The 19,461-nt window shown below is 51.6% G+C and carries 15 protein-coding genes and 2 tRNA genes; 8 read left to right on the top strand and 9 right to left on the bottom strand.

The genetic code is table 11. The features are described from left to right. The first annotated feature begins 8 nt into the window (after positions 1-8). From M4I31_RS12820 to M4I31_RS12810, 3 genes are all read left to right on the top strand, one after another. Complete coding sequence (locus tag M4I31_RS12820; RefSeq protein WP_038640326.1) at positions 9-482, top strand: ester cyclase; 474 nt, start codon at positions 9-11, stop codon at positions 480-482. Positions 483-564: 82 nt separating this feature from the next. Then, on the top strand, positions 565-2,457 hold the full coding sequence (locus tag M4I31_RS12815) for an FAD/NAD(P)-binding protein (RefSeq protein ID WP_085049425.1): 1,893 nt from the start codon (positions 565-567) through the stop codon (positions 2,455-2,457). A gap of 3 nt (positions 2,458-2,460) precedes the next feature. Next, on the top strand, positions 2,461-3,669 hold the full coding sequence (locus M4I31_RS12810) for a cytochrome c (protein ID WP_085049424.1): 1,209 nt from the start codon (positions 2,461-2,463) through the stop codon (positions 3,667-3,669). Positions 3,670-3,712: 43 nt separating this feature from the next. On the opposite strand, the gene M4I31_RS12805 is transcribed toward M4I31_RS12810, so the two are convergent. Beyond that, complete coding sequence (locus M4I31_RS12805; RefSeq protein WP_085049423.1) at positions 3,713-5,188, bottom strand: PLP-dependent aminotransferase family protein; 1,476 nt, start codon at positions 5,186-5,188, stop codon at positions 3,713-3,715. Positions 5,189-5,294: 106 nt separating this feature from the next. Between M4I31_RS12805 and puuE the strand changes: the two genes are divergently transcribed. The 4 genes from puuE to M4I31_RS12785 all read left to right on the top strand — a co-directional run bounded on the left by puuE (position 5,295) and on the right by M4I31_RS12785 (position 9,529). Next, positions 5,295-6,557, top strand: coding sequence for a 4-aminobutyrate transaminase (puuE, locus tag M4I31_RS12800; protein WP_038640330.1), 1,263 nt, complete (start codon positions 5,295-5,297; stop codon positions 6,555-6,557). 176 nt (positions 6,558-6,733) lie between these two features. Beyond that, positions 6,734-7,789, top strand: a complete 1,056-nt coding sequence (locus M4I31_RS12795) for an ABC transporter substrate-binding protein (RefSeq protein WP_085049422.1) — start codon at positions 6,734-6,736, stop codon at positions 7,787-7,789. Further along, entirely contained in the window at positions 7,776-8,780 is a 1,005-nt protein-coding gene (locus M4I31_RS12790) for an iron ABC transporter permease (RefSeq protein WP_085049421.1), read from the top strand. The genes M4I31_RS12795 and M4I31_RS12790 overlap by 14 nt, the downstream gene beginning before the upstream one ends. Continuing rightward, on the top strand, positions 8,777-9,529 hold the full coding sequence (locus tag M4I31_RS12785; RefSeq protein WP_085049420.1) for an ABC transporter ATP-binding protein: 753 nt from the start codon (positions 8,777-8,779) through the stop codon (positions 9,527-9,529). Before M4I31_RS12790 ends, M4I31_RS12785 begins: the two co-directional genes overlap by 4 nt. Here M4I31_RS12785 and M4I31_RS12780 read toward each other — a convergent pair. The 8 genes from M4I31_RS12780 to M4I31_RS12745 all read right to left on the bottom strand — a co-directional run bounded on the left by M4I31_RS12780 (position 9,516) and on the right by M4I31_RS12745 (position 17,886). Then, positions 9,516-10,238, bottom strand: coding sequence for a substrate-binding domain-containing protein (locus tag M4I31_RS12780; protein ID WP_085049419.1), 723 nt, complete (start codon positions 10,236-10,238; stop codon positions 9,516-9,518). The genes M4I31_RS12785 and M4I31_RS12780 overlap by 14 nt on opposite strands. A 4-nt stretch (positions 10,239-10,242) precedes the next feature. Beyond that, entirely contained in the window at positions 10,243-11,850 is a 1,608-nt protein-coding gene (locus M4I31_RS12775; RefSeq protein ID WP_085049418.1) for an FAD-NAD(P)-binding protein, read from the bottom strand. A 215-nt stretch (positions 11,851-12,065) separates the two neighbouring features. After that, positions 12,066-12,142 (bottom strand) — tRNA-Val (locus M4I31_RS12770). 4 nt (positions 12,143-12,146) lie between these two features. Further along, positions 12,147-12,223: transfer RNA gene (locus M4I31_RS12765), tRNA-Val, on the bottom strand. A 402-nt stretch (positions 12,224-12,625) separates the two neighbouring features. Further along, the gene (gene trpS / locus M4I31_RS12760) at positions 12,626-13,630 is read right to left on the bottom strand and encodes a tryptophan--tRNA ligase (RefSeq protein ID WP_085049417.1); all 1,005 of its coding nucleotides are present in this window, start codon (positions 13,628-13,630) and stop codon (positions 12,626-12,628) included. A 218-nt stretch (positions 13,631-13,848) separates the two neighbouring features. Further along, the gene (locus M4I31_RS12755; RefSeq protein ID WP_085049416.1) at positions 13,849-15,633 is read right to left on the bottom strand and encodes a diguanylate cyclase; all 1,785 of its coding nucleotides are present in this window, start codon (positions 15,631-15,633) and stop codon (positions 13,849-13,851) included. Positions 15,634-15,751: 118 nt separating this feature from the next. Beyond that, positions 15,752-16,861: an AI-2E family transporter gene (locus tag M4I31_RS12750; protein WP_069324210.1), complete on the bottom strand. Its 1,110-nt coding sequence runs from the start codon at positions 16,859-16,861 to the stop codon at positions 15,752-15,754. A gap of 161 nt (positions 16,862-17,022) precedes the next feature. After that, positions 17,023-17,886 carry an AraC family transcriptional regulator gene (locus tag M4I31_RS12745; protein WP_085049415.1) on the bottom strand — a complete coding sequence of 288 codons (864 nt, stop codon included), beginning with the start codon at positions 17,884-17,886 and terminating at the stop codon, positions 17,023-17,025. Positions 17,887-18,171: 285 nt separating this feature from the next. Here M4I31_RS12745 and M4I31_RS12740 point away from each other — a divergent pair, with 285 nt between their 5' ends. Then, the gene (locus M4I31_RS12740; RefSeq protein ID WP_085049414.1) at positions 18,172-19,449 is read left to right on the top strand and encodes an oligosaccharide MFS transporter; all 1,278 of its coding nucleotides are present in this window, start codon (positions 18,172-18,174) and stop codon (positions 19,447-19,449) included. The last annotated feature ends 12 nt before the right edge of the window (positions 19,450-19,461 follow it).

The following is a 19,461-nucleotide window of genomic DNA, read 5'->3' as shown; positions in this document are numbered from 1 at the left end:
GGGTAGTGATGAAAACATTAAAAGTGGCGGTGCTTTCATTGGTGATGCTCTCGGGCTATAGCCTGGCAGAAAGTACCTCGCTGAATACCGTGAACGAGTATATGGCGGCGTGGAATGCGCATGATGCTTCGCGAGCGGCTCAATATCTTGCAGATGATGCAGTCTATTATGATGCCGCCGCGGGAGAACCGATTACCGGCCGGGAAAAAGCAGAAAAAGAAGTTATTGGGGCCTTTATTAAGGCGGTCCCGGATCTGACCTGGAAAATGATCGGTAAACCCGTTTATGACGAGGATACCGTGGCTTTTCGTTGGCAGTTCTCAGGAAAAAATAGTGGTGAATGGGCAGGGAGCCCACCGACAAATAATCTGATAAGATTTGAAGGTGTTAGCTATATTCATGTTAAAGCAGGAAAAATCACCTGGCAGGGTGATTATTATGATTCTAAGAAACTGGATGAAGAATTAAAGCCAGTGAAATAGATGGCGATCCCCTTTTTGCTGAGAAGGGGATGCCTCTTATTTGTGTCGTGTTAAGGGCAGTGTAGCAATAAGGAAAAAGTTAATGGCAATTACCAGACGTGATTTTCTCAACGGCGTCGCGGTGACCGTTGCGGCGGGGCTTACCCCGCTGGAATGGGTCAGGGCGGCAGGGAAGGAAAACGCATTTATAGATGGAAGTTATTATCCGCCTGCGCTGACGGGGCTGCGGGGCAATCATCCTGGATCGTTTGAAATGGCGCATGCCGTGGGCCGTGAGCATAAACATTTTGATTTAAACGCCTTGCCTATTGAGGAAGAGTACGATCTGGTGATTGTGGGCGGCGGTATTAGCGGCCTGGCTGCCGGTTGTTTCTGGCGTCAACTTGCCGGACAAAATAGCCGGATTTTGATCCTCGATAATCATGACGATTTTGGAGGACATGCCAAACGGAATGAGTTTACCACCTCGGGCAAGAAACTACTCGGCTATGGCGGCAGCGAAGCATTCCAGTCGCCGGCGCATAATTTCAGTCCCGAAGTGCAAAAGCTGATGGAAACCGTGGGCGTCAGCGTCATGCGGTTGAAAGAGAGTTTTGACGTAAACTTCTATCCCGACTGGCAGCTCAGTCGCGGCGTTTTCTTCGATAAAAAGAATTTTGGCGAAACAAAAATCGTCAGCGGCGATCCGGGACGGGCGGTATCTGATGATATTCCGCCGGACAGACTGAATGGACGCAAGATCGAAGACTTTATCAATGATTTTCCGTTAAGCGAGAACGACAGAAAAGCGTTAATCGATCTGCATGTACGTCCTGCGGACTACCTTCCGGGTATGACGATTGATGAGAAAACTGCATGGCTGGATACTCACAGCTACAGTGAGTTTCTGGCGACAAAAGTCGGTTTGAGCAAAATGGCGCTGCTCTATTTTCAGCAGCGTTCTAACGACTTCTTTGCCATTGGCATTGAAGGGATTTCCTGTAGCGATGCCCGGGCGTGCGCCTTACCGGGTATGGAAGCGCTGGGATTACCCCCGCTGGACGGAGAGTCGCTGGCCGACCTCGAAGAGCCGTATGTTTACCATTTTCCGGATGGAAATGCCGGTCTGGCCCGACTGCTGGTCAGGTATATGCTACCGGATGCGCTACCGGGCACCACCATGGAGGACTCGGTCCTCGCCAGACTGCATTATGAAAAACTGGATCTGCCGGAAAACACCACGCGTCTGCGCCTGAACAGCACGGTGATTAACGCCGCCAACGTACCGGATGGCGTTGTTGTCAGCTATCTGCGCGACGGAAAAATGCATCGCGTTCGTGGTAAGAACACTATTATGGCGGGTTATAACATGCTGATTCCGTATCTGGTGCCAGAGATGCCGGAACAGCAGCAGGCGGATCTCAAACTGAACGTGAAAGCGCCGCTGGTATACACCAACGTGGTGGTTAAAAACTGGCAGGCATTTAAACAGCTTGGCGTGCATGAATTTTACTCTCCGGCAGCACCTTACAGCCGGGTTAAGCTCGACTATCCGGTCAGCATTGGCGGGTATCAACACCCAGCCTCACCAGACGATCCGATGGTGATTCATATGGTCTACGTCCCCACGTATCCTGGCAGTAACCTCTCGGCCAGAGAGCAGTTCCGTCTGGGGAGGGCCTATCTGCTGGGGACGACATTTGCGGCGCATGAAGAGATGATTCGCGCCCAGTTGCAGGAGATGTTTGGCGCAACAGGCTTTGATAATCAACGCGATATTGCCGCCATTACGGTTAACCGCTGGGCGCATGGCTATGCCTATTACCCTAACTCGTTGTTCGACGACATGGACAAAATGCCCGAGATTATCGAGCGGGCGCGCAAGCCAGTTGGTCGTATTGCCATTGCTAACTCCGATTCTGACTGGGGGGCTTATGCTCATACGGCGATCGATCAGGCATGGCGAGCGGTTAATGAACTCAAGGAGATGGGGTGATCTATGCGTAATGTAACCGTTCTTGCTGCCTGTTTATTTACCGCCACGGTTTCTGCGGCTGAAACGCATGGCGAATACATCGCGAGGATTTCTGACTGCGTAGCCTGTCACACGACGGAAGGTGGCGCGGCGATGGCAGGGGGTAAAAAGTTTCCCACTCCGCTTGGAGATATTTATTCGACCAATATTACGCCAGATAAGACGCAGGGGATTGGTAGCTACGCATACGAGGATTTTGAAAAGGCGGTCCGTCAGGGGATTGCCAAAGATGGTCATCCGCTCTATCCGGCCATGCCTTATCCCTCTTACGCGAAGCTTTCTGACGAGGATGTTCAGGCGCTGTACCGCTATTTTATGCATGACGTCACGCCGTCGGCACAACCCAATAAAGAGAATGCCATTCCGTGGCTACTCTCCGCCCGCTGGCCGCTGCATATCTGGAACTGGTTGTTTACCGACGCGCCAGAGACGGCTGTTACGGGCGCGAAAACGGATGAAAACGCGGTCCTGCTAAAACGAGGCGCTTATCTGGTGGAAGGCCCGGGCCACTGCGGTTCATGCCATACACCGAGAGGTGTGGCGATGAACGAAAAAGCGTACACCAATGCGGATCCCGAGTATCTGAGCGGCGCGATGATCGACGGCTGGTATGCGCCGTCGCTGCGGGGCACCGGAATGTCGGAGTCGGAGTTAAAATCGCTGTTGCTGACCGGTAAAAGTAAACATGCCGCGGTTTCTGGTTCGATGGCTGAAGTCGTTACGCAAAGTACACAGTATCTGACGGACGAAGATGCCACGGCGATCGCACAATATCTGCTGAGCCTGAAAAGTACGAAGCCTGAAGCGGGGCGTACCGCAGCGACTACGACATCCTGGTCGAATTCAGCCGAGGCGGGCAAAGTGACCTATAACCGCTACTGCTCAACGTGTCACGGTCTGGAAGGCAAAGGTACGGATGATAATGCACCTTCGTTGATCCGCAATCCGCTGGTGATGGTGGATGACCCGACGCCGCTGTACAGAGTGATTGCCTATGGCGCAGAAACCCCGACAACGCGGGGCAGCGTCTCCTTTAAGATGCCAGCCTACGGCGGCATGTTAACCGACAGCGAAATGCGTGACGTAATTAACTACGTGCGTAAAAGTTGGGGGGAAGGTAATGGTGAAGTAAGCCAGGAGGATCTGGCTGGCGTTAAAAAAGCGTCACATTAAACAGCATGCCGGATAAGGTGCGAGCACCGCTATCCGGCAGTGCTTATACGGCGTTTTCCCTGATAATCGTCGCGAGTCGGGTAAACGCCGCCGCCATTTCATGTTCTTCAATACTGGCAAACCCCAACAGCAGGCCGCTGCATTTCTCTTCATTCACGTAGTAACGAGACAGCGGACGCACCAGCAGATCTTGCGCATTCGCTTGCCGGGCTATGGCGACGTCATCACTTCCGGCGGGTAGCTGTAAAATCATATGCAGCCCGGCGTTGCTGCTGAAGGAGCCAAGATATTGCTCACCAAGTTGGCGGGTAATAAGTTCCACCAGCATCTGGCGACGACGACTGTACAGCTGGCGCATTTTTCGAATATGCGCCGCGTAGTATCCCTCGCGGATAAACTCCGCCAGCGCGGCCTGAATCAACAAATGTCCGCCGCGATAGAGGTCGTTATGAACCTTTTTTAGCGGCGCGGCTAGCGGTTTGGGCAGTACCACATACCCGAGTCGCAGTGCGGGATAAAGGGTCTTGCTGAATGTTCCGATGTAGATAACTGGCGTCTCTTCCTCCAGTCCCTGTAATGACGGAATAGGCTGCCCGGAAAAGCGAAACTCGCTATCGTAATCATCTTCTATTATCCAGCTTCGCGTTTCACGGGCGCGCAAGAGAAGCTGTTGCCGACGGCTCAGACTCATTACCGAACCGAGCGGATACTGATGTGACGGTGTCACAAAAATCAGCTTCGGTGCGGGTTCTGTTGGGCCTGGCGGAATCATACCTTGCTCATCAACCGGGATTGCCGAAAAGTTAACCGCGTTGATGCGTAGAATGTTTTTTATCCCCCAATAGCCTGGCTCTTCAATCCAGGCACTGTCACCCGGATTGCACAACGCACGCGTAACCAGATCCAACGCCTGGTGAATACCTTCAGTAATTAGAATTTGATCAGGCGAACAACGTACACCCCGGGCGGTGCGCAAATAGTCTGCCAGCGCTTCTTTCAATTCACTCACCCCGCCTGCGGCATCGTAAGTGAGAAACGCCGGGCGCAGTCGCCTTGCCAGCCGATCCTGGATTTTTTTGAGCACCCGGTGAGGAAAATACTGAACATCAGGCACGCCAGGAATAAAGGCTCCCCATTGTCGGGGACTGGCGCTGGCATGCCCCAGCAGTTCAAGGCAGCGGGCAGATAAGCGGGTGTGATCTTCAAGCGCAACAGCCACTGGCTCTTTGTTGGGGCGGAGGTCGAGATTGTCGAGCACGCTGTCGCTAACGAAGGTGCCGCTGCTGGTGCGTGCAGAGATATAGCCTTCGGCCTGCAACTGCTCGTATACCCGCAAGACGGTGTTTCGCGATAATGTCAGTTCGCCCGCCAGATCCCGCGAGGGAGGCATGCGGGTAGCCGGTTTCAGGCTGCCCTCAAGGATGCAACTACAGATGGCGGCATACAGGCGACGATGTAATTTTTCATCTGTCTGCTGGCTAAATGCTTGCTTGATCACATCTCCGGCAAGTGAACGCATTTGGATCCTTAAAATAAAACGATTTGGCTCTCGATTAAAGTACCAGATGGCGTCTAAATTTAAAGGGTAATTCAACTGAAATGTATTTATGGACAAGGTGTAGAGAATGAACAATAAAAACCTGCAACAACGTCGTCTGGATGCCACCCCGCGTGGCGTGGGTGTCATGTGTGATTTTTACGCCCAGTCGGCAGAAAACAGCACGATTACCGATATTGAGGGCAATCAGTATATTGATTTTGCCGCCGGGATTGCCGTGCTGAACACCGGGCACCGTCATCCTCGTCTGGTGCAGGCAGTCGAAGCCCAACTGCAGGCTTTTACCCACACTGCTTATCAGATTGTACCGTACGAAAGCTATGTGTCTCTGGCTGAGAAAATCAACGCCGTTGCGCCGATTGACGGTAAACGCAAAACCACATTCTTCACTACTGGCGCAGAAGCCGTGGAAAATGCGGTGAAAATCGCCCGCGCGCATACCGGTCGTCCCGGTGTTATCGCTTTTGGCGGCGGTTTTCATGGACGTACTTACATGACGATGGCGCTGACCGGCAAAGTAGCGCCCTATAAAAAAGGGTTCGGCCCGTTCCCGGGTTCCGTTTACCATGCGCCATATCCTTCTGAGTTGCAGGGTGTCTCCACGGCGGATTCGCTAAAAGCGATTGAACGCCTGTTTAAAGCCGACATCGATCCAACTCAGGTTGCGGCGATTATCTTCGAACCGGTCCAGGGCGAAGGCGGTTTCGTGGTGGCGCCGTCGGAGTTTGTTGCCGGGATCCGCCGTATCTGTGATGAGCATGGCATCGTGATGATTGCCGATGAGGTGCAAAGCGGTTTTGCGCGTACGGGGAAACTGTTTGCGATGGATCACTACGCCGACAAAGCGGACCTGATGACGATGGCAAAAAGCCTTGCGGGTGGGATGCCGCTGTCTGGCGTGGTAGGCAAGGCAGAAATTATGGATGCGCCTGCGCCGGGTGGTCTGGGTGGTACCTATGCCGGCAACCCGTTGTCGATTGCGGCGGCGCATGCGGTACTGGATATTATTCGTGATGAGCAGTTGTGCCAACGAGCAGCGGCTCTCGGCGAACAACTGCGCGCCACCCTGACTGACGCGCAAGGATGGTGCCCTGAGCTGGCCGAAGTGCGCGGCTTAGGCTCAATGGTTGCTGCTGAATTTTGCGATGCAGCGACGGGGGAGCCCAGCGCTGCCGTCGCGCAACGCGTGCAGAAGAAAGCCCTTGAGCAGGGATTGCTGCTGTTAACCTGTGGTCAGTACGGCAACGTTATTCGTTTCCTTTACCCGCTGACAATTCCGCAGGATCAGTTTGCGAAAGCGCTCGATATCATTAAAGCTGCGACGAAATAGTTTAGCCACTCAGTATCAACCAAAGCCGACGGTGGTCATTGCCGTCGGCTTTATTTTTGCCCACAAAAATTGATCTTCCTCGTGTGTAGCGCGGTAATTATCGCTAATGGGTTGCCAGTTATATCGTTATATAATTTAATATATATCGTTTTTATTCCTCATCCAGATGGTACCCCATGTTAACTCTCCGTTCTTTTGTGCTGGTTTGCGCCAGCTTCCTGGTGGCGTTCTCCGCGCAGGCCGAGCGTACGATTACCGATCAGCTTGGTCGTCAGATCACGATTCCAGACCATGTCGACAAAGTGGTTGTGCTGCAACACCAGACGCTGAATATTCTGGTGCAACTCAACGCCCAGCAAGACATTGTTGGTGTAATGTCGAGCTGGAAAAAACAGCTCGGACCTGAATTCGCGCGTTTTATGCCGAAGATAACGACATTGCCGACGCCGGGCGATCTCACCAGCGTGAATATCGAGAGCCTGCTGGCGATTCACCCACAGGTCGTCTTTGTTGCCAACTATGCGCCTGCGGAGATGATTCAGCAGATTCAGAACGCCGGTATTCCGGTGGTCGCTATCTCATTGCGTCAGGATGCTGATGGTCAGCAGAATAAAATGAATCCGACTATGGCCGATGAAGAGCAGGTTTACAACGAAGGGTTAAAACAGGGGATTCGCCTGATTGCGGATGTTGTGGGGCGCAAAGCGCAGGCAGAAACGTTGATCGATTACGTTTTTGCGGCGCGGGCAAAGTTCAACGCGCCAGTTGCCAACATTCCTGATGCGAAAAAGGTGCGTATTTATATGGCTAACCCCGACCTGATGACTTACGGCTCCGGGAAGTATACGGGACTGATGATGCAGCATGCGGGGGGATTAAACGTGGCGGCGGCCAGTGTGAAAGGCGCCCGTCAGGTCGCGCTTGAGCAGGTATTAGCGTGGAATCCGCAGGTAATTTTTGTTCAGGACCGTTACCCGCAGGTGGTGACTGAGATCCAAAACGATCCCAACTGGCAGGGGATTGATGCGGTGAAAAATCATCGCATCTGGCTGATGCCGGAATACGCCAAAGCCTGGGGGTATCCGATGCCGGAAGCCTTGGCGATAGGTGAACTGTGGATGGCCAAAAAACTGTATCCGGACGCCTATAAAGACGTGGATGTCGATGCGCAGGCGCAAGACTACTATCAGCGTTTTTATCGTGTGAACTGGCAGTCTGATGCAGCTAAGTAACCGCATTTTACCCCAGCAGCCGCTGCTAATGGCGGCGGTCTTATTACTGGGCGTCAGCTCGCTGTGCCTCGGACAATATCCGCTGTCGTTAAGCGAGGTATTTTACCATCTGACGCACTATAGCGACGCCGAAGGGATTGCCAGCCAGATTGTCTGGACGGTCAGGTTACCACGTATTCTGATCGCGTTGCTGGCAGGGGGCGCGTTGGGTTTATGCGGCGCGACGCTGCAAGGGGTATTTCATAATCCACTGGTCGACCCGCATATTATCGGCGTGACGTCGGGGGCTGCCTTTGGCGGTACGCTGGCTATTCTGCTCGGCCTGTCGCCGTGGCTGATGATGGGCTCAACGTTTTTCTTCGGTCTGACGGCGCTGATTCTGGTGTATGCCATCGCTACATTGCAGGGGCTGGAGAATACGCTGGTGCTGATCCTGTCGGGTATCATTCTGAGCGGTTTCTTTGCCGCACTGGTGAGTCTGATTCAGTATCAGGCGGATACCGAAGAGACGTTACCGAACATTGTGTTCTGGCTGCTGGGGAGTTTTGCGACGGCCAACTGGCATAAAGTTCTGCTGTTGGCGATTCCGGTGGGTATCGCCGCGACGGTTTTGTATCAGTTACGCTGGCGGATAAATCTGCTATCGCTCAATGATAAAGATGCCAGAGCGCTGGGCGTGGCGGTGGTTCCTCTGCGACGCAGCGTGCTGGTGTGCTGCGCTTTTTTAGTCGCCGCTCAGGTGGCGGTAAGCGGCAGTATTGCCTGGGTCGGTCTGGTTATTCCGCATCTGGCACGTTTGCTGGTGGGTGTCGATCATCGTCGGTTGCTCCCTTGTGCCTTCTGGCTGGGGGGCGGTTTTATGATTGTGGTAGATGATATTGCGCGCACCCTGATGTCTGCGGAGATCCCGCTGGGGATCATCACTGCATTATTTGGCGCGCCGCTGTTTGCTTTTTTACTCATCCGCAACAGTCGTCGGAGGAAACAATGAAATCTGTCGCACTGCGCGTGAATCGGCTGACTTACGGGTATCGCGCACCGCTATTTGAGCCGCTTACGTTCAGTTGCCGGAAAGGTGAGGTCTGGGCGGTGCTGGGACGTAACGGTCTGGGTAAAAGTACGCTGCTCGATACGCTAACCGGCACGCTGCCTGCTTTGGGCGGCAGTATTGAGAATGCCGGTGGAATTGGGATTGTGGCGCAACATTGTCATCTGCCGTTTCCCTATACGGTCAGCGATGTGGTACTGATGGGGCGGGCACAGCACGTGAAGTTATTTGCGCAGCCCAGCCAGCAGGATCAAAAAAGGGCAGCGCAGGCGCTGGAGCAACTTAATATCGCACATCTTGGCGCCTGCTCGTTTGGTTCACTCTCTGGCGGGCAACAACAGTTAGTGATGATAGCCAGGGCATTGGTCACGGAATGCCAGACGTTATTGCTTGATGAACCATGTTCCGCGCTGGATCTCGCTAATCAGCAGGTGGTGCTGCAGCTCATCAGCGATCTGGCTCGCCAACAAGGCTGCAGCGTGCTGTTTTCAACCCACGATCCGCTGCATGCGCTACAGATAGCCACGCATACGCTGCTGCTGCTTCCTGAAGGAAAATGGCGGGCAGGGCCGACGGACAGCATCGTGACGGAAGATAATCTGTCCCAGGCCTATGGATTACCGCTGCGAAAAGTGAACGTTGAACATTACCAGACGCCGTTTATTGCGCCGCTGTTTTCTATTCGTCGGTAAGTGGTATAAAACCGGCGGCGATCAGAAATTCCTGACCGCCGTTGCCGAGCATAAACTCAACCAGCGCCAGCGCATCTTTGGATGCCTCCAGCAGCGCCAACTGGTATTCACATTGAATGTTATATTCAGCCGGAATCGCTACATAACGAACGTTGGGTAGTGTGCGGAGCGTTTTTGCATAATGCGCGTAGCCGATAAACAGATCGGCCAGTCCCTGACGCAGGACCCAGGCGCTGGCCAGTTCTCCCTGCGGGATCCTGACGGTGTCTCGACCACCAACCAGGGGAATGGCCCTTTCGCGAAGCTGCTGCCCAAGGCCCCTCTCCAGCGCATCCATCTTGTCAAAAAATGCCCAGGTATAATCCCCGGAAGGGTCACAGCCGGGCGTAGAGGTACCAATTCGCAGGGTAGGGTTTCGCAGCAAATCCAGCCATTCAGCGGTCCGGTTGGTAACCAGACCCAGTTGGTTCCAGCAAAAGGTGTGCGTTGAGAGAGCTTTATGCTGAGCCAGAAGGCGTTGCGGATGCTCCCGACTGGCCGAAGCAAACAGCGCACAGGGTTCGCCTGCCTCAATCTGCTCACGCAGTAAACCGGCTGGACCATATTCCACTTTCACATCTATTCCACTTATGTGCGTGAAATGGGTTATCAGCGGGGTCAGTGCCGGACGTAAACTGCCGGCTGCAAGCAGAGTGATGGAAGAAGACATTGTGTCACGCCTCGTAATAGGGTATGCGTCGACGAAGACGCGTGGCTGGCCGGGAAATGGCACGCGCGACGCACTGGCCAATTTCTGCGCAGGCAGTAAGCCCTTGCACAAACGGTTGATCGTGCATCAGCCAGGGAAGTGCGGCGAGCGCAATGCGGCCCCGGACGATATCAGGCGCCTGTAACGTATAGTCATCGCCGACATCCGGTATTTCCTCACTCGTGGATTGCAGTTGATCCCGCAGCGATGGAAATGGCAGATCTTTAATTTTTAACGCTTTCTGGCCTCTGGCATCGATAAAAACGTCAAACTTATAGGTTTCGCCCTGAGCGCGTATCACCGTCATTTTCTCTTTTTGCTCTAACTGATAATCCTGACCGAGCGCGCGAATATTCAGGATCCCGGCCTCACGCAGCGCCAGTAATCTGCGGATCGACTGTGAAGGAATGGCTGCATAGTTATCGATAAAGACGCGAGCAAGTCCATTGTTAAACCGCTCTCTGTCTTTCTCATCCAGCCACGGGACAATTTCCTGTACGGCCTCATGCAGTCGCAGAATAGCGTAACGCCAGGCAACCGTGTGTTTTTCACGTTTATTGCGTTCGACTTCTTCAAGATTGGCTGCGGCCCAGTGAAACGGATCGTGCTTTTTACGGGCAGCGAACCAGACATCCGTAAAGCTGTCGGCGTTCAGGGAAGAGAGGGCGACTTCTTTGCTCCAGACAGGGTCTGCCAGCTCAATTTCTTTGACTATGAGCATAAAGATCCTGTCCAGCAGCCCAGCAGAACCATCTGCAATACACTGTTCCAGTGCCTCAGCAGTCACAATGGAGAGTGGTTCGTAGGGGAGAGGGCAGTAAAAATCGGCTTCCGGTAGAATGCCAGAACGGGACATGAGGAGAATGTTGAGATCCTGACTGCCTTCATTTCTTTCGAAATGAACACCCTGCGCATCATCTAATACAAACCTGCCGTGTTGTGCGACGACGGCCATAGCCGCATCAATAGCGCTCAGCGACGTACCCAAAATTCCTACATTACACGCCGGGATTTTTGCCTCCATAAGCCCGGTCCACGGACTCGGGAAGAAGGTGCGTGATGCGCTTTGTGCGTCAGGCCAGACGTGACCCGTGGCGATGACAGCAAGATCAAAGTGCTCCGGGTCGTTATGATCGCTGCAAATAACAACGCCATCCGTTGTGGCTTTGACATCCTTGACCTGACAGGACTCGTGTACGGTGATGTTAAACCCCTGTTTGTCCGCAAGGTCTACAAGGCGTAAAAACTGGTCACGAAAATATTCACCGAGCAGAATTCGCGGCAGAAATTGTCGGTCATGCAGCGAGGCGTGTTTCACGCCATAACGGGCTAAATGTTCAACGCTTTGTTGACGTAACCAGTCGAGATAAGAAGAGGTAATGGGAGGTATTTCAATACTGGCGATATTTGCCAGCATCAATCGCGAGTTTTCCTCATCGCTATAGGGCATGCCTACCCCAGCTTCATTCGATTGTTCGTAGAGGCTAATTGAAAGCGGGGTTTGATGCTTGAGAAGCGCGAGTAACGTATAGATTCCTGTCGGTCCCGTACCGACGATAGCGATCTTGTTCATCTTATCCACCTGATATTATTTTTATGCCCTGTGATCGATGTTCTGTGTCGGCATTGTGCCGAAAACAAGCGAAGCAGGGTAAGTGTGGTCGATAACGGCGCAGGAGACAAACGGGATAGACAGCAAGAATAGCGAAATCGCTCAGGACGGCAACAACAATTAGGGGATTTTATCGAGAATAATATAAGGAGAAAGGCACCACATCAAAAGTGATATGGTGCGTCCGAGTGGACTCGAACCACCGACCCCCACCATGTCAAGGTGGTGCTCTAACCAACTGAGCTACGGACGCAATATGGTGCGTTCAATTGGACTCGAACCAACGACCCCCACCATGTCAAGGTGGTGCTCTAACCAACTGAGCTATGAACGCAACGTTGTAGGTGACAACGGGGACGAATATTAGCGGCACAGACCGAATGAGGCAAGAGGGAAATCGCATTTTTCTTCCTGATCTCACGCGTTTGCAGAGTAATTAAGCAAGTTGATTATATTTTGTTGATTTTGCAGCGTGTTTTTTATTCAGGGGGGAAATGGACTGGACATTAGTGGTTAACTGATATCCGAAAAGTTGATAGTGAAAAAAAAGCCTGCATGGGCACGGACCCTGGCAGGCATAAAGAAGAGAATTCGAACTTTTTATAATGAGGCGTAATAATAAGATAGTTACATCTCACTCTCTTAATAGCGGTTATGCTATTGAAAAACTTAAGCGTAACCACATTTTTTAAGTTCAGCGGGAGTTATCAGTTATCCTGTATTTTTCTATTCGTGTTCAGAACACCGGTAAACCGAGCCCTTGTTTCACTTCTCTTAATGTTTGCTGTGTGACTTCGTGCGCCTGTTCACTGCCTTTTTTCAGCATCGCCATCAGCATGCCTTTATCCTGAATGTAAGTTGCCCGACGCTCGCGCATCGGCGCGATGAGTTCTTGCAAGCACATCTCCAGCTCATTTTTGCATGTCCTGTCACCTAATCCGCCGCGCTGATAATGCGCTTTCATCTCCGCCACTTTGATTTTATCTGGGTGAAACGCGTCGAGGTAGGTGAATACGATATTGCCGTCAATCTGCCCAGGATCGGACACTTTCAGATGGTTAGGGTCGGTGTACATTGCGCTGACGGCGCGATGAATGGTTTCCTCGCTGGCGGACAACAGAATTGTATTACCTAGTGATTTCGACATCTTGGCGTTACCGTCGATACCGGGCAGACGACTGGTTTCACTCAGCAACGCTTTGCAATGCGACAAGACTGGGGCAGGTAACAAGCTATTCATTTTGTGCACGATTTCATTGGTCTGTTCGATCATCGGCAGTTGATCGTCGCCGACCGGAACCACTTCAGCTTTGAAGGCTGAAATATCTGCCGCCTGACTGATGGGATAAACCAGAAAGCCAACCGGTAACGAGCGGGCGAACCCTTTCTGCGCAATTTCGTTTTTGACCGTAGGATTACGTTCCACGCGCGCCACGGTAACGATGTTCATATAAAGCGCGGTCAGTTCGGCAAGGGCGGGCAAGGCCGATTGCAAACAAATGGTGGTGAGTGAGGGGTCTATGCCCGCGGCGAGATAGTCAGCCAGCACTTCGGGAATGTTGTTTTGGATCTTTTGTGGCGTACTGCCGTTATCGGTCAGTCCTTGCAGGTCCGCGACCAATATAAACTGCTGATAATCGTGCTGCAGCGTGGCGCGTTGGCGCAACGAGCCAACATAGTGGCCGAGGTGCAGCGGGCCAGTAGGACGATCGCCAGTGAGGATGATGGTTTTGTTGTTCATATAAGACTCCTTGATCGTAAAACCGAAAGGGGTCTTCAAATGCAAATAACCGCCTTTCGGCGGTTATTTAAAATGGGGGAAACACATTCTGACCGCCTTTAAGAAGGCAGCCACCACAGATTATGAGTAAAAGCGTTGATATCGTGTCTGGTGTTCATCCCGTCAACTTACCACTACCTGACGTAGAGGTAAAGCAATGCGCCGACAACTGACATAGTTCAGCTTGCTTCCAGCATGCCAAAGCTCACAATGCGCGAGCGCCCCAGTTCTTTTGCGCGATACAGCGCGACGTCTGCGGCACGCAGCAGATTATCGCTTTGGGCATGCTGCGGGTAGCTGGCAACACCGATAGAGACATCCACGTGACCAATATCGGACACGCCAAAGCGCAGTGACAATTCGCGTACGCCGTTGTAAATATCCGTCGCAAAGCTATTGGCCGCCTGTTCATCCGCACCTGCCAGCAGTACCAGAAACTCTTCGCCACCGTAACGGAAAGCCATGCCGCTGTCGTGGACAACACGCTGAATAACGGCGGCGATACTTTTTATCACACTATCGCCGGCCTCATGACCAAAGCGGTCATTGATGTTTTTGAAATGGTCGATATCGATCATCAGGCAACTGATCGGTTCTTGGGTACGAACCGCCTGGCTCATCTGGGTACGGAGAGTATCTTCAAGATGATGGCGATTGCGCAGACCGGTTAGGGGGTCGTATAGCGCTTTCTCCAGCAGTGCATCGCGCAAGCGTTGGTTGGCTAATGCCAGACCGAGTGCTTCTGCCATCAGTTCCAGGTAGGCGCGAGATGAGGTGGAATCCTCGCTGAGATTCTGGAATGAGAGCAGGCCGATGGCTTCACCCTGGGCAATCAGCGGCACGCATAAGGTATGCCGCTGGCACGATTCTGGCAGATGGTAGCAGGCGATATCCGGTTCGTCTTGTACCGGTGGATGGCTCTGGCCGCGGCGTACCGCCCAGCATTCGTCCGGGTGAAACGCATCGGCTTTACCCTCTGGTGAGAGCCACTGCGCAACGCAGCGCATCTGCCAGGGCTCCCGATCCAGTATGTACAGTCGGCCGGCGATACCTGGAGCAATATTCGGCGCGAACAGTTCCGCCACATTAATAACATCGGCAAAACTTTCGCACCCCTGCAGACGCTGCGTCATGCGCGCCAGCAGTTCGCGGATCCCCCAGTCGGCGTCTCTCTCTTTCTCCAGCCGCTGACGGGCCAGCCCGTTCTCGCGAAAAATCCGGATCGCCTGGGCCATATCGCCAATTTCATCGATCTGGTTAAAGCTGGGTGTCTCGACAGCATAATCTTGCGATGCCAGACGGTTAACTACATCGCTCAAACGCACCACCGGGCGCAACACACGGCGCTTCAATATAAACCCAAGAACGAACAAAAATAGCAGCGCCGTAAGACCGACCATCACTTCAGAGGCTGTGCGCAGTGTACGTGACGCCTGAGTGGCATCTTCAATGGCATTGAGTACACGGTTGTCGAGCAACTGGCGGAAATGGTCAATCCGGTCCTGTGCCCGCTCCAGTTCCTGTTCATAGGTTTTGCTGAAGAGCAGGGCAATCGCTTGTGTGTGCTCTCCCCGCGCGACGCTGGCCAGCGCTGCAGTTTGTTCGTCCTGCAGAGCATCAACAATATGCAATCCTTCATGCAATAGCGCCAGTTCTTCACCTGTCGCTCCGGCATCTTTCAACGCTGCCAGGCGATGCTCAACGGCTTTCAGTGACGCCTCTTTCTGACGATAGTTGTTCAAAGCATCAGGGTCTTTACTGACCACGTAGAGACGCGCCATATCAGACAGCGACCAGGCATCGAGTTCCACTTCTTCGGTCAGTTGGTCAAATTTATAACGTTGTTCCACCACCTGGCGTTCGGTGTTATCGGCGTTGGACGCCATCAGCATGACAACGCCGGAGGCGATGGTCAGGCATACCGTCGCGCTGTAGGCCCAGTTGGTGATTGTGGCTATTCGCACTGATTAGTTCCTTCTGCGACGATTAATCAATTAGCATGATTGAAATTATAGGAAACGTATGATTTTGCGTGAAAATAAAAAAGGCGGCTCTGGGCCGCCTTCTGTTATCGTCCTGACATCATAAATCTGGAGGATTTTTTCCTTCTTCCATAAAGGCTTCGTCGATACCTTCCACGTTACCGGCATGATCGCGCCCGGAAAACAGGTTCCAGCAGGTAATGAACAGTGCGGCGATCAGGGGGCCAATCACAAACCCGTTAATGCCGTAAATCTCCATCCCGCCGAGGGTGGTTATCAGAATCAGGTAGTCCGGCATTTTGGTGTCTTTTCCTACCAAAAGCGGGCGCAGGATGTTGTCCACCAGACCGACGATAATCACGAAGAACCCGACGATAAACAGCCCTTGCCACAGTTGGTGCGTAGCGAAGAGGAATATGGCTGCGGGTACCCAGACGATTGCCGAGCCGACGGCAGGCACCAGAGAGAGAAACGCCATTAATGCGCCCCACAGAACGCTGCCGTCGATATCCACAATCGCAAACGCGATGCCGCCAAGAATCCCCTGAACTAAAGCCACAACTGCTGTGCCCTTGACGGTTGCGCGCGTTACGCCGACAAATTTGGCGAACAAATGCTGTTTGGCAAAATCAGAAAGTGGTAATGAGTCCAGAATCTGGCGTACCAGATAAGGTCCATCTTTTAACAAGAAAAACAGCAGATACAGCATGATGCCAAAGCTGATGGCAAAGCCGAATGTCCCTTTACCGATCAGGAACGCGCTGCCCGCAAGGTACTGGCCGCCTTGCAACACAATGTCGGACAGCTTTTTCTGGATTTCTGCAACATTATCCAGATTGTGTTCTGCGAGGAATCCTCGCGCCCAGCCAGGAAGATACGAAAGAATAGAGGTGACGACTTCGGGAAACTGCGTGTCGTTTTGTTGCAGCTTGTTGTACACCACATTGAGTTCAATGGCCAGCGATGACAGGATCACCATGAGTGGGATAAAGACAATTAAACAGATAATGGCGATGGTTATTAACGATGCCAGCCCGTTGCGTTCGCCAAGTGCGCTGCGCAACCTATTTTTTACCGGGTTAAAAATAGTCGTTAATATCGCGGCCCACAAAATGGCGGAAAAGTAGGGGGACAGCACGTCGAAGAACGCCCAGGTAACGAGGGCAAGTATGAAAATGAAGAAACCTTTGGTCAGTCCGTTAAATCGCATCGGTGAATCCTGTAATGAGAAGCAGTCCCGACTATAGAACCGTTCTGAGGATTTACCAACTTTTGCTGAAGATCTCTGCTCAATACTTGCGGATACCGACTCACGTAAGCTCAGAGAGGAGAGAATACCGTTGTCCGTCGAACCGATAAGAATGGTGTTCTTTACGCCGTGTCGTGACCCGTTTTATCCTCGTATTGTTTGCGGTACTGTAAAGGAGATTGTCCCATCATTTTTTTAAAACAGGTAATGAAATAGGTCATTTCCGTAAAACCCACATGCTCGGCAATCTCTGTCACGTTCAGCGATGAGTAGCGCAATAAATCACAGCTTTTTTTAATCCTGCGGGTCAGTATATATTCCTGGATCCCGCCACCGGTTTGTTGACGGAAAATCCGCGAGGTATAGCTGCGTGAAAAGCCAACATCTGCGGCTAATTCATCAAGTGAAAACTTTTGCTGATAATGCTCTTCTACCCACTGCATAATGCGGGCCGCCACGGTCTGCTGTTGATGCACCACACTCTGCGGTTGCAGGGGAAGAAAGTCCAGAAGTTGCATTACCAGAAAAGCAACATCGCTAGCTGATTGATACCCGTTGCCCTTAAGTGATTCAAACCGATCGAGGATAAAGGCAATATAGTCCGCATGTTCACTGAGATCGTGAATTTGTGCCGGAGCATGGGTACCAGAGAGTGCTGCAAATTGAGCCTGGTGGCGGGGAAACATCTGCAAGGCACTGATTATTTCGTTGTGCTCAATATGCATAGCCGTACGATAAGACGGGTTGTTCGGTGCAACATCAACCTGTACCTTATGCAAGCGAAACGGTGGGAAAATAAATAGTCTGCCCGGCTTCGCTGTATAGTGTTGTTTATCAACGACGACTATCCCGTAACCTTTTGAAATATATAAAAACTCAATGCATTGATGCCAATGGTAATAATGAACACTCGCGCCCATTGGACGCTGAAAAGAAATCACTTCATTCCCCATCGCAATTCTTTCTAGTTTTTGTGGATCGTTCATTTTTTACCATGACAACAGAATTAAGTTTTACTGCTATATATTAAAGATATTGCTGAATATCGGTCCAAAAATCTAATCAAACTTAAAAATCGAACTGTTTTTGTGAACATGCTCACGCTGCCGTAGGAAACAAAAAGACTAATCTCCGTCCGTCAGCACCTGGTTGTCGGCTGAAACCTTGAGTCTATAAATACTTCATAAGAGGTAGTGGATTATGATTGCAATTAAACCTTCGGTTTTTTTTATTTATACTTATCATTGTCGAGATAATGCTGGAGCCGCATCATGAACGCGATTGCCCCGACTCGCTTAGCGCAGCTCAAAATGAGCAGCTTTATTTTTCTCTATTTCTTTACCTGGTCATCCAGCTTCGGCTTATATGCATTATGGCTGAGTCAAAAAGTTGGTCTTGATAGCGTAACAATTGGTACAGTATTCGCGGTTAATGGTGTGTTTGCCGTGGTTATGAAACCAGTATATGGTTACATCATGGATAAAATAGGCATGAGCAAATGGCTTCTCTATTTTGTCTGCGCCACTTCGGCATTAATGGCACCGTTTTTTGTGGTTATTTATAAGCCTTTGTTGCTGAGTCATACGATGTTCGGCATTATTATTGGTGCATTCTATTTAAGCCTGGGATGGTATGCGGGAGTGGCAGCCGCTGAATCCTATGCCGATCGTTTCAGTCGCCTTTACGGCCTGGAGTTTGGCCGTATCCGAATGTGGGGATCGCTCGGCTGGGCGCTGGCGGCTTCGGTTTCCGGCGTATTATTCAACTATACTCCAATCGCTAACTTTATACTGAGCAGTACCACATCCGTAGTCATGCTGGTGGTGTTGTTGAGCCTGAAAATTGGTGATGAGCAGTTACGAAATAACTCGGTTATCTCAGAAAATAAAATTGTCTTTGCCGATGTCATTGCGCTGATGCAGAACCGTAAATTCTGGATGTTTAGTCTGTATGTCGCAGGTGTCGCGTGGATGATGTTTGTAGCAGAACAGCAATTTCCTCGTTACTTTGTTTCTTTCTTTGCCACCAAAGAGCAGGGCAATGCCTGGTATGGTTACCTGGGGACGCTCCAGGCTGGAATTGAATTCCTGATGATGATGTTTATTCCCACGCTGGTTAACTATTATGGTGCCAAGAAGGGGTTGCTGCTGTGCGGGCTAGTCGTGGGGCTTCGTCTGATTCTTTCTGGTTTAACCGTCGACCCAATTATGATTTCAATTATTAAACCATTTTACGGTGTGGAAATAGCGTTACTGCTAATTTCTGTATTTAAATATATCGCCGAACACTTTCATAAACGCGTTAACGCCACCATGTATTTGCTGGGTTATCAGGCAATGGTATATGTCGGTTCTGTTGTCGTGGCGCCACCAGCGGGGTATTTATACGATAAAATAGGTTTTGCACACACCTTTTTAATTATGGGTGTTTGTGCACTGCTGTTCACGCTAATTTCCGCTTTCACGCTTTCTTGTAGCCATGCGGGAAACAAGATATTAGCGCCGCGCGCTGATATGTTGCGTTCTCAGACTATTAAAACATCGAAATAGTAATAACAGGAT

It is taken from the genome of Citrobacter sp. XT1-2-2 (genome assembly GCF_023516235.1).
GTDB lineage: Bacteria > Pseudomonadota > Gammaproteobacteria > Enterobacterales > Enterobacteriaceae > Citrobacter > Citrobacter werkmanii.
This window is presented reverse-complemented; position numbering and strand designations above follow the sequence as displayed.